Below are 11,758 nucleotides of genomic sequence, written 5' to 3' on the forward strand. Positions count from 1 at the left end.
TGGGGTCATTGTGGCGCAGGCGGAAGTATTGAATCAGGAATCGCTGGCTAAGCAGGTCTTGCAAGAGACCTTCGGCTACCAGCAATTCCGCCCGGGCCAGCAGGATATTATCGACACCGTACTGAGTGGCCGCGATTGTCTGGTGGTGATGCCGACGGGCGGCGGAAAATCTCTGTGTTATCAAATTCCAGCACTAGTGCTGCAGGGGCTGACGGTGGTGGTTTCGCCGCTGATCTCACTGATGAAAGATCAGGTCGACCAGCTACTTGCCAACGGCGTTGCGGCGGCATGCCTGAATTCTACCCAAAGCCGTGAGCAGCAGTTTGACGTGATCAACGGCTGTCGCAACGGTCAGATACGTCTGCTTTATATCGCGCCCGAGCGCCTGATGCTCGACAACTTCCTTGACCAGTTACGCCAGTGGAATCCGGTGCTTTTGGCCGTTGACGAAGCGCACTGTATTTCCCAGTGGGGTCACGATTTCCGCCCGGAGTACGCCGCGCTTGGCCATCTGCGCCAGATGCTCCCGTCTGTGCCTTTTATGGCCCTGACCGCGACGGCTGATGACACTACGCGGCGCGATATCGAACGTCTGCTGGGCTTAAACGATCCGCTGATCCAGGTCAGCAGCTTCGACCGCCCGAATATTCGCTACATGTTGATGGAAAAGTTTAAGCCGCTCGATCAGCTGCTGCGTTATGTGCAGGAGCAGCGCGGCAAGTGTGGCATCATTTATTGCAATAGCCGGGCGAAGGTTGAAGACACCGCCGAACGTCTGCAAAGCCGTGGTTTCAGTGCGGCGGCTTACCATGCGGGGCTGGATAACGAACTGCGTGCGCGGGTACAGGAGCAGTTCCAACGCGATGATTTACAAATCGTGGTGGCAACCGTGGCGTTCGGCATGGGGATCAACAAGCCCAACGTACGTTTCGTGGTGCATTTCGATATCCCGCGCAATATCGAATCCTATTATCAGGAAACTGGCCGTGCTGGGCGTGACGGCCTGCCTGCGGAAGCGATGCTGTTCTACGATCCGGCGGATATGGCGTGGCTGCGCCGTTGTCTGGAAGAGAAACCGGCTGGGCCTTTGCAGGATATTGAACGGCACAAGCTCAATGCGATGGGCGCATTTGCTGAAGCGCAAACCTGCCGTCGTCTGGTGTTGCTCAACTATTTCGGTGAAGGACGACAGGAGCCCTGCGGCAACTGCGATATTTGCCTCGATCCGCCGCGCCAGTACGATGGTTTGCAGGACGCGCAAAAAGCGTTATCGGCCATTTATCGCGTTAACCAGCGTTTCGGTATGGGTTATGTGGTGGAAGTGCTGCGCGGTGCGAACAATCAGCGTATCCGTGAATTCGGTCACGATAAATTACCGGTGTATGGCATTGGTCGCGAGCAGAGCCATGAACACTGGGTAAGCGTGATCCGCCAGCTTATCCATATGGGATTTGCTACCCAGAATATCGCTCAGCATTCTGCGCTTCAGTTAACGGAAGCAGCGCGTCCGCTGCTGCGTGGAGAGGTACCGCTGATGCTGGCGGTGCCGCGAATGGTGGCGCTGAAGCCAAAAGTGATGCAGAAAGCCGCTGTCGGCAATTACGATCGCAAGCTGTTCGCCAAGCTGCGTAAATTGCGAAAAGCGATTGCCGATGAAGAGAATATCCCGCCTTATGTGGTGTTTAACGATGCAACGCTGATCGAGATGGCCGAGCAGATGCCACTTTCGCCGGGGGAAATGCTTAGCGTGAACGGCGTGGGAACGCGCAAACTTGAGCGTTTCGGCCAGGAGTTTATGGCGCTTATCCGCGCGCATGTCGATGGCGACGAAGAGTAGTTTTAGCAGTCGAAAAGTGCCAGGATAGTCACTCACTGAATTATCTTCCCGCAGGTTCTCTATGTTGATGTTATTTCTTACCGTGGCGCTAGTGCATATTGTTGCCCTGATGAGCCCCGGCCCGGATTTCTTCTTCGTTTCGCAAACTGCCATTAGCCGCTCGCGTAAAGAGGCGATGATGGGTGTGTTCGGTATCACCTGTGGCGTAATGGTGTGGGCTGGCGTGGCGCTGCTCGGTCTGAACCTGATTCTCGAAAAAATGGCGTGGTTGCACAGCATTATTATGGTCGGCGGTGGTCTTTATCTATGCTGGATGGGTTATCAGATGCTGCGTGGCGCGTTGAAAAAGCGTCAGAAAGCAGTTGGTGCACCGAAAGTGGAGTTGGCGACCAGCAGCAGCCGCAGTTTTCTGAAAGGGTTACTGACCAATCTGGCGAATCCGAAAGCGATCATTTACTTCGGCTCGGTATTTTCACTGTTTGTCGGCGATAGCGTCGGCACCAGCGCGCGCTGGGGTATTTTTGTGCTGATTGTGCTGGAAACACTGGCCTGGTTTACCATCGTGGCCAGCCTGTTCGCGCTGCCGGCAATGCGTCGCGGTTATCAGCGTCTGGCGAAATGGATTGATGGTTTTGCCGGCGCGCTGTTTGCTGGCTTCGGCATCCACCTGATTATCTCCCGTTAAGTTCATCTGCCGGATGGTGTTTCATTATCTGGTATGCTGATTTTTCAGGCCCGGTAAGCGTAGCGCTACCGGGCATCTGCCTCAGGCGTGGCGGGCAGAAGCCAGCAACGCGCCGACCAGCACGAACAGCGAACCAAATACCTTATTCAGCGCCTTCATCTGGCGTGGGCCTTTAATCCAGCCGGCAATGCGCTGCGCCAGCGTCGCATAACCAATCATGACAATGATATCGACGACGATCGTTGTGACCCCAAGCACCACATACTGCATCACCTGCGGCTGATGCGGCACAATAAATTGCGGGAACAGGGCGGCAAGAAAAACGATGCTTTTCGGGTTGGTCAGGTTAACGAATACCGCCCGCTTAAACAGCCGACCGCGCGACTGGGTTTTCGCCAGCGTATTGAGATCGATAGCGCCAGCGGTGCGCCACTGCTGAATACCCAGCCAAATCAGGTAGGCTGCACCCGCCCATTTCAGCACTTCAAACGCCAGCACGGAACGAGAAAATAGCGTGCCCAGCCCGACGCCGACCAGCACGATATGAATGCCAAGGCCGGTCTGCAACCCAGCAATAGAAGCCGCCGCGCCGCGATAGCCGTAGCCGATGGACGTGGTCATAGTGTTAATCGCGCCGGAACCGGGCGAGAGGCTTAAAATGATTGAGGTCAGTAGATAGGCGAACCACCATTCGAAGGTCATGAGAAATTCCTGCTTGTCTGTTTTTATGCCACAATACGCTATTGCTAGTGGATTTTGCTATTGGTCACAAAAAAACGATTTTACATGGCTAACAGGGGCGAAATTGCGATGTTTCGGCAAAAAACGGCCTGGGAAACCAGAGAAAAAGCGTTCGCAGCATTTACCACGGGGCCGCTAATGGATTTCTGGCGCTCGCGTGAAGAAGCCGTGTTTACCGGTGTCGATAACGTACCCGTCAGTTTTGTCCGCTTTCACGATCATCGCCACGATAGGGTGATTGTGGTTTGTCCGGGCCGTATTGAAAGTTACGTCAAATACGCCGAACTGGCGTATGACTTGTTCTACCTCGGTTACGATGTGTTGATTATCGATCACCGCGGGCAGGGGCGTTCCGGGCGGATGTTGGCGGATACGCACCGGGGGCATGTGGTCAACTTTAGCGATTATGTCGATGATTTGGCTGCATTCTGGCAGCAGGAAGTCGCCGATGGTCCCTGGCGAAAACGTTATATACTGGCGCATTCGATGGGCGGCGCGATCGCCACGCTCTTCTTACAGCGTCATCCGCATGCCTGTGATGCTATTTCCCTGTGCGCGCCAATGTTCGGAATTATCATTCGTCTGCCGGAGTGGATGGTGCGCCCGTTGCTTGACTTGGCGGAAAGCTATCCGCGTCTTCGTGAAAATTACGCCATCGGGACCGGAAGCTGGCGCGCGCTGCCGTTCGCGATTAACGTGCTGACCCACAGCCGCGAGCGTTACCGGCGCAATCTGCGTTTTTATGCCGACGAACCGACGCTGCGTGTGGGTGGGCCGACGTGGCACTGGGTGCGTGAAGGCATTCTGGCCGGAGAACATGCACTGGCCGGGGCGGCAAACGATGACACGCCAACATTGATTATTCAGGCGGAAGAGGAGCATGTGGTGGATAACCGCATGCAACAACGCTTCTGCGAAATTCGCGCTGCGGCGGGCCACCCTTGTGAAGGGGGAAAACCGTTTGTTATACCCGGCGCGTACCATGAGATCCTTTTTGAAAAGGACACTATGCGCTCGGTCGCACTCAACGCCATCGTCGAATTCTTCGACCGGCATAACTAAATTATTGAGGTAAAATTTTCCTATGTACCAAGTTGTTGCATCTGATTTAGATGGTACGTTGCTCTCCCCTGACCACACACTGTCACCGTTCGCGAAAGAAACGTTAAAACTGCTGACCGGCCACGGCGTCAATTTTGTCTTTGCTACCGGCCGCCACCATGTCGATGTCGGGCAAATCCGCGATAATCTCGGCATCAAGGCGTATATGATCACCTCCAACGGCGCGCGCGTACACGATACTGATGGAAATCTGGTCTTTAGCCACAATCTGGATCGCGATATCGCCAGCGAACTGCTCGGTGTAATGCACAACGAGAAAGATATCATTACCAATGTCTACCGTAACGACGAATGGTTCATGAACCGCCATCGCCCTGATCAGATGCGTTTTTTCAAAGAAGCGGTGTTCCAGTATTCGCTTTATGAGCCGGGCTTACTGGAACCGGAAGGCATCAGCAAGGTCTTTTTCACCTGTGACAGCCATGAAAAACTGCTGCCGATGGAGCAGGCGATCAATGCGCGCTGGGGAGACCGTGTCAACGTCAGTTTCTCGACACTAACCTGCCTGGAAGTGATGGCGGGCGGCGTATCGAAGGGGCATGCGCTGGAAGCCGTTGCCGGTGCGCTGGGCTATGGTCTGAAGGATTGTATCGCCTTTGGCGATGGCATGAACGATGCTGAAATGCTGTCGATGGCCGGTAAAGGCTGCATTATGGGCAATGCCCATCAGCGCCTGAAAGATCTGTATCCGGAGCTGGAAGTGATTGGCACCAATGCGGATAACGCCGTGCCACATTACCTGCGTAAATTGTTCCTGCAATAAGATTGACATTTGGTTGTTAAATAATCATACGTCAACCAAATACTCAAACTTTGCGCAATTGAGTTAGCTACAATGAAGCCTTACTATTTTGAGAGAGCTTCATTGTGGCGTTACTGATCATCACCACGATCCTGTGGGCCTTTTCCTTTAGCCTGATTGGCGAATACCTTGCTGGCCATGTCGACAGCTATTTCTCCGTGTTGATGCGCGTGGGGCTGGCGGCGCTGGTGTTCTTACCGTTCCTGCGCACGCGCGGGCACAACCTGAAGACCATTGGCCTGTATATGATGGTGGGCGCGATGCAGCTTGGCATCATGTATCTGTTTAGCTTCCAGGCCTATCTCTACCTGACGGTCTCTGAATTCCTGCTGTTTACTGTCTTCACGCCGCTGTACGTTACGCTGATTTACGATCTGCTGAGCAAGCGTGGGCTGCGCTGGAGCTACGCCCTAAGCGCCGGGCTGGCGGTGATTGGCGCAGCGATTATTCGTTATGACAAAATCAGCGATCACTTCTGGATCGGTTTGATTCTGGTGCAGTTGGCAAACATCAGTTTCGCCATTGGCATGGTCGGTTATAAACGCCTGATGGAAATGCGCCCCATGCCACAGCACAACGCTTTTGCGTGGTTCTATCTGGGGGCGTTTATCGTTGCCGCCACTGCGTGGTTTGTGATGGGTAACCCGCAGAAGCTGCCGACAACCACCCTGCAGTGGGGCGTGCTGGTATGGCTGGGCGTGGTCGCTTCCGGTCTGGGTTACTTTATGTGGAACTATGGCGCAACGCAGGTTGACGCCGGGACGCTTGGCATTATGAACAATGTACATGTTCCCGCCGGGCTGCTGGTCAATCTCGCTATCTGGCAAGAACAGCCGCACTGGCCGAGCTTTATTATTGGTGGTTCGGTGATAATGGCTTCGCTGTGGGTACATCGCCGTTGGGTCGCTCCGCGCTCCGCACAAAAGGCAGGTGATCGCACGCGTGGTTCCGCGCTGAGCGAATAAACGCTTCCGTAACCGGCTGACGTTGCTCGCCATCGCGTACCGCTGCGTACAGCCGGCTCCACAATCCTTCGCCCAGGGTTTTGGTTACTACCAGACCCTGGCGTTCAAAACTCTCCACCACCCAGTGCGGTAGTGCCGCGATCCCCATCCGTGCGGCAACCATTTGAATCAACAATAGCGTGTTATCGACGCTTTTCAGAGCCGGGCTGATGCCTGCCGGTTGCAGGAAATGACGCCAGATATCAAGGCGGCTACGCTGCACCGGGTAGATCAGTAGCGTTTCACTGGCAAGATCGTCCGGCGTGATGCGTGTTTTTGCCGCCAGTGGGTGATCCGGTGCCAGCACCAACCGAACTTCAAAATCAAACATCGGCGAATAGTGCAGACCGCTGCGCGGCAGAATGTCGGATGTCATTACCAGGTCCAGCTCACCCTGTTGCAGTGCGGGCTGTGGATCAAAGGTCACGCCGGATTTGAAATCCATCTCCACCTGCGGCCAATTCTGGCGGAAGTTCTCAAGAGCGGGCGTCAGCCATTGAATACAGCTATGGCATTCAATAGCGATGCGCAATGTGGCTTGCTGTGGCTCGTTACAGGCCTGCAGCGCACGGCTGATTTGCGGCAGTACCTGGCTGGCCAGTTGCAACAGGATCTCGCCCTGGGGCGTAAAACGCAGCGGTTGACTTTTACGCACAAACAGACGGAAGCCGAGGCGTTGTTCCAGATCGCTGAATTGGTGGGAAAGCGCCGACTGCGTTTGATGCAGCGTTGCCGCTGCTGCTGCCAGCGACCCGCTGTTTCGTAACGCCTGTAGCGTTTTCAGATGTTTAATTTCGATCATGAATGTCCTTCACCCCGGCATGAACAATTTGCGCTTGAGGTTTATACAGTACCTTTACAATATGGATGTGTAAACATCTGGACGTCTAAACTCGTCATATTTCGACTTGCAGGTGCGTTGGCTGCCTTGCGCGCCCCAGTCACTTACTTCAGTAAGCTCCTGGGGACGCACTACGTTGCCGCCTTCCTGCCAGCCGAACTATTTAGAGTTTTACATTCAGAATCAGAAAAACAAAGGAAGAAGACATGACAATACATAACCACACCCTCGGTTTTCCTCGTGTCGGCCTGCGTCGCGAGCTGAAGAAAGCGCAAGAAAGTTACTGGGCGGGGAATTCTTCTCGTGAAGACCTGCTGGCGGTAGGACGCGAGCTGCGTGCCCGTCACTGGGATCAGCAAAAACAGGCCGGAATCGACCTGCTTCCGGTCGGTGATTTCGCCTGGTACGACCATGTTCTGACCACCAGCCTGCTGCTGGGCAATGTGCCGGCTCGTCATCAGAACAAAGACGGCTCTGTCGATATCGACACCCTGTTCCGTATCGGCCGAGGTCGCGCGCCGACTGGCGAACCGGCAGCAGCGGCAGAGATGACCAAATGGTTTAACACCAACTACCACTACATGGTGCCGGAATTCAGCAAAGGTCAGCAGTTCAAACTGACCTGGACGCAACTGCTGGATGAGGTGGACGAAGCGCTGGTGTTGGGCCACAAGGTGAAGCCCGTGCTGCTTGGGCCAGTCACGTACCTGTGGCTGGGCAAAGTGAAAGGCGAACAGTTTGACCGCTTAAGCCTGGTGAACGACATCCTGCCGGTCTACCAGCAAGTACTGTCCGAACTGGCGAAACGCGGTATTGAGTGGGTGCAGATCGATGAACCGGCGCTGGTGCTGGAGCTACCACAAGCGTGGCTGGATGCCTTCAAAACGGCGTATGACGCGCTGAATGGCAAGGTAAAACTGCTGCTGACCACCTATTTCGAAGGCATTACGCCGAACCTGGACACCATTACCGCGTTGCCGGTGCAGGGTTTACATGTCGATCTGGTACACGGTAAAGACAACGTTGCGCAGTTGCATCAGCGTCTGCCTGCCGACTGGCTGCTCTCTGCCGGTCTGGTGAATGGCCGTAACGTCTGGCGCACCGATCTGAGTGAGAAATATGCGCAGATTAAGGATGTGGTCGGTAAACGCCCGCTGTGGGTCGCCTCTTCCTGCTCGCTGCTGCACAGCCCGGTCGATCTGAGCGTTGAGACGCGTCTTGATGCCGAAGTAAAAAGTTGGTTCGCCTTCGCCTTGCAAAAATGCGAAGAACTGGCGCTGTTGCGTGATGCTCTGAACAGCGGTAACACAGAAAAACTGAATGAATGGAGCGCCCCGATCCAGGCGCGCCGCCACTCTACCCGTGTGCACAACCCGGCGGTGGCAAAACGTCTGGCGGCGATCACTGCGCAGGACAGCCAGCGCGCACGTCCGTATGTGGAGCGTGCGCAAGCGCAGCGCGTGCGTTTCAATCTGCCAGCGTGGCCGACCACAACTATCGGCTCGTTCCCACAGACCACCGAGATCCGCGGCTTGCGTCTGGATTTTAAACAGGGACGTTTAGATGCGGGCAATTACCGCACCGGCATCGCTGAACATATTAAGCAAGCGATTATAGAACAAGAGCGTTTGGGGCTGGATGTGCTGGTACACGGCGAAGCAGAACGTAATGACATGGTGGAATACTTCGGTGAACACCTTGATGGTTTCGTCTTTACGCAAAATGGCTGGGTGCAGAGCTACGGCTCGCGCTGCGTGAAGCCGCCGGTGGTGATCGGCGACGTGAGCCGCCCGGAAGCGATTACTGTCGAGTGGGCGAAGTACGCACAATCGCTGACCGACAAACCGGTCAAAGGCATGCTGACCGGGCCGGTCACTATCCTCTGCTGGTCTTTTCCGCGCGAAGATGTCACCCGCGAAACCATCGCCAAACAGATCGCGCTGGCGCTGCGTGATGAAGTGGCCGATCTTGAAGCCGCTGGTATCGGCATCATCCAGATCGACGAACCGGCACTGCGCGAAGGTTTACCGCTGCGCCGCAGCGACTGGGAGGCTTACCTTGCTTGGGGCGTGGAAGCGTTCCGTATTAATGCGGCGGTGGCGAAGGATGACACGCAGATCCACACACATATGTGCTATTGCGAATTCAACGACATCATGGATTCCATTGCCGCGCTGGATGCGGATGTGATCACCATCGAAACCTCGCGTTCGGATATGGAACTGCTGGAGTCGTTCGAAGAGTTTGAATACCCGAACGAAATCGGGCCGGGCGTATACGACATTCACTCACCGAACGTGCCAAGCGTGGAATGGATTGAAGCCCTACTGCAAAAAGCGGCACAACGCATTCCAGCACAGCGTCTGTGGGTGAATCCGGATTGCGGTCTGAAAACCCGGGGCTGGCCGGAAACCCGCGCCGCGCTGGCTAATATGGTGAAAGCCGCGCAGAACTTGCGTCAGCAGTAAACAGCCATGCGCCGCCGGGTTGTTCCTCGGCGGCGTTTTTTTAATGGGGATCGTGTCATGGTTCAGAATGCTGTCGTAGCGTGTTTTTGTGGGGTGATTTCTTTTTTCTGACAAGGGAATAGCAGTTTATTGATCCCACGGAACTTTTCTTAATGAAAAAAGAAGATTCCATATAAATCAGTTTCCATCCCATTTTTAATACGATCAGAAATTCAAGAAACTCTCATATTAGCGCTTTATCTCTTCAACATTATTGGCCGGGGAGTTTCCCCGGCACGGATACTATTTTTTACTGTACTGAGCAAACCATGTCAGCATGCGTTGCCAGCCATCTTTTGCCGACGCTTCATGATAACTCGGGCGGTAATCGGCATTAAAGGCGTGGCCCGCTTCAGGGTAAACCACAATCTCGGCAATGGCGTTGGCTGCCCGCAGAGCCTGACGCATGGTTTCCACGCTTTCGATCGGAATGCTGGTATCCTGTGCGCCGTATAAACCCAGCACTGGCGCGGTCAGATCGGTCGCGACATCTACCGGGTGGCGAGGCGAGTTGAGAGATTTCTCTCCCACCAGCTTACCGTACCAGGCCACCGCAGCTTTCAACTGCGGGTTATGCGCCGCATACAGCCAGGCGATACGTCCACCCCAGCAAAAACCGGTGATCAACAACTGATGTGCGTTACCGCCATTGCGAGCCGCCCAACTGGCGACGTGGTCGAGATCGGCCAGTACCTGGGCATCTGGCACCTTGCTGACCAGCCCGCTCAGTAGCGTCTGGATATCGGTGAAATCATTCGGATCGCCCTGGCGGAAGTAGAGCTCAGGCGCAATAGCGAGGTAACCTTCCCGCGCCAGGCGGCGGCAGATATCGCGGATATGTTCATGTACGCCGAAAATCTCCTGTACCACAATGACGATCGGCAACGCGCCATCGGCATTTTTGGGGCGGGCGTGAAATGCGGGCATATTGTCGCCCTGCGTGGGAATGGAGGTTTCGCCTGTGATTAGGGCCTCCTCCGGTGTGTGAACGATGGTGGAAGCGTGAGGCGAAGCCGCAGGTGCAAAGCCCGGTTGTTTGTTGGTTGTCATGGCATTCTCCATACCCTTTTATTAGCGCTCCAATAACTATAGACGGGAAGGCCTGTCGCGCGCGCAAATCCCCGTTTCATCGACTATTCTGGCTGCTGCGTTGTGAAATACAGTATATCAATGTGATATGCGTCACTAATTTAGTGAAATGGTGTGCAAACATTTTCTTTCATGGTGATGCCAATCACGAAAACGGACAAGCGCCTTCTGTAAAGTGGCGTTTTGCCTCTCCTGATAAAACTAACCACAGAGGAGTCTGTTATGTCCAGGTCTGACGTTTTTCATCTCGGTCTCACCAAAAACGATTTACAAGGGGCTACGCTGGCTATCGTCCCTGGCGATCCGGAACGTGTGGAAAAGATCGCCGCGCTGATGGATAAGCCGGTCAAGCTGGCATCTCACCGCGAATTTACCAGTTGGCGTGCCGAACTGGATGGCAAACCGGTTATTGTGTGTTCCACCGGTATTGGCGGTCCGTCAACCTCTATCGCCGTCGAAGAACTGGCGCAGCTTGGCATACGTACTTTTCTGCGTGTCGGCACGACCGGGGCGATTCAGCCGCATATCAATGTTGGCGATGTACTGATCACCACAGCCTCCGTGCGTCTTGATGGCGCCAGCCTGCATTTTGCACCCATGGAATACCCGGCGGTGGCTGATTTTGCCTGCACCACGGCGCTGGTTGCAGCGGCGGATGCGATTGGAGCAACCAAACATATTGGCGTAACGGCATCTTCCGACACATTTTACCCGGGCCAGGAGCGTTATGACACATTCTCCGGACGCGTGGTGAAAAGCTTTAAAGGATCAATGGAAGAGTGGCAATCAATGGGGGTGATGAATTATGAAATGGAATCCGCGACGCTGCTGACCATGTGTTCAAGCCAGGGACTGCGCGCCGGGATGGTGGCTGGGGTGATTGTGAACCGTACCCAGCAGGAGATCCCGAATGCAGAAACGATGAAACAGACCGAAAGCCACGCCGTCAAAATCGTGGTAGAAGCCGCACGTCGCCTGCTGTAATTCCCCTCTTCCGGTGCCCGATAACGCTGCGTTTACCGGGCCCGACAAAACCCCTTTCGTTTCTGCGTAGCGCCTCGCAGGAAAAGCCCTTCCCAACTGGACGTTTATACAGCACAATTCCCGCTTGTACGGATAAGGTATGGAGA

Annotated in this window: 10 protein-coding genes; 7 read left to right on the forward strand and 3 right to left on the reverse strand. The window is 54.8% G+C overall.

Annotation, left to right across the window (positions count from 1 at the left end; all coding sequences use genetic code 11):
- The first annotated feature begins 10 nt into the window (after positions 1–10).
- Entirely contained in the window at positions 11–1,837 is a 1,827-nt protein-coding gene (gene recQ / locus BM427_RS23470; protein WP_090126666.1) for an ATP-dependent DNA helicase RecQ, read from the forward strand.
- Positions 1,838–1,898: 61 nt separating this feature from the next.
- The gene (gene rhtC, locus BM427_RS23475; protein WP_090126670.1) at positions 1,899–2,522 is read left to right on the forward strand and encodes a threonine export protein RhtC; all 624 of its coding nucleotides are present in this window, start codon (positions 1,899–1,901) and stop codon (positions 2,520–2,522) included.
- A gap of 81 nt (positions 2,523–2,603) precedes the next feature.
- On the opposite strand, the gene rhtB is transcribed toward rhtC, so the two are convergent.
- Entirely contained in the window at positions 2,604–3,224 is a 621-nt protein-coding gene (gene rhtB / locus BM427_RS23480; protein WP_090126673.1) for a homoserine/homoserine lactone efflux protein, read from the reverse strand.
- Positions 3,225–3,332: 108 nt separating this feature from the next.
- Here rhtB and pldB point away from each other — a divergent pair, with 108 nt between their 5' ends.
- The 3 genes from pldB to BM427_RS23495 all read left to right on the forward strand — a co-directional run bounded on the left by pldB (position 3,333) and on the right by BM427_RS23495 (position 6,152).
- Positions 3,333–4,325, forward strand: a complete 993-nt coding sequence (gene pldB / locus BM427_RS23485) for a lysophospholipase L2 (RefSeq protein WP_090126676.1) — start codon at positions 3,333–3,335, stop codon at positions 4,323–4,325.
- Between the two features lie 22 nt (positions 4,326–4,347).
- On the forward strand, positions 4,348–5,148 hold the full coding sequence (yigL, locus tag BM427_RS23490) for a sugar/pyridoxal phosphate phosphatase YigL (RefSeq protein WP_090126679.1): 801 nt from the start codon (positions 4,348–4,350) through the stop codon (positions 5,146–5,148).
- Between the two features lie 104 nt (positions 5,149–5,252).
- Positions 5,253–6,152: a carboxylate/amino acid/amine transporter gene (locus BM427_RS23495; protein ID WP_090126682.1), complete on the forward strand. Its 900-nt coding sequence runs from the start codon at positions 5,253–5,255 to the stop codon at positions 6,150–6,152.
- Here the strand turns inward: BM427_RS23495 and metR are convergent.
- A complete protein-coding gene (gene metR, locus BM427_RS23500; protein ID WP_090126685.1) occupies positions 6,040–6,993 on the reverse strand; it encodes an HTH-type transcriptional regulator MetR in 954 nt (317 codons plus the stop codon). The two genes, BM427_RS23495 and metR, sit on opposite strands and share 113 nt — an antisense overlap.
- 245 nt (positions 6,994–7,238) lie before the next feature.
- On the opposite strand from metR, the gene metE reads away from it, so the two are divergent.
- Positions 7,239–9,500 carry a 5-methyltetrahydropteroyltriglutamate--homocysteine S-methyltransferase gene (metE, locus tag BM427_RS23510; RefSeq protein WP_090126691.1) on the forward strand — a complete coding sequence of 754 codons (2,262 nt, stop codon included), beginning with the start codon at positions 7,239–7,241 and terminating at the stop codon, positions 9,498–9,500.
- 282 nt (positions 9,501–9,782) lie between these two features.
- Here metE and BM427_RS23515 read toward each other — a convergent pair whose 3' ends face one another.
- Positions 9,783–10,589: a dienelactone hydrolase family protein gene (locus BM427_RS23515; protein WP_090126694.1), complete on the reverse strand. Its 807-nt coding sequence runs from the start codon at positions 10,587–10,589 to the stop codon at positions 9,783–9,785.
- A 261-nt stretch (positions 10,590–10,850) separates the two neighbouring features.
- Between BM427_RS23515 and udp the strand changes: the two genes are divergently transcribed.
- Complete coding sequence (gene udp / locus BM427_RS23520) at positions 10,851–11,612, forward strand: uridine phosphorylase (protein WP_035889531.1); 762 nt, start codon at positions 10,851–10,853, stop codon at positions 11,610–11,612.
- Positions 11,613–11,758: the final 146 nt, after the last annotated feature.

This window comes from Kosakonia arachidis, assembly GCF_900116535.1.
GTDB classification, from domain to species: Bacteria; Pseudomonadota; Gammaproteobacteria; order Enterobacterales; family Enterobacteriaceae; genus Kosakonia; species Kosakonia arachidis.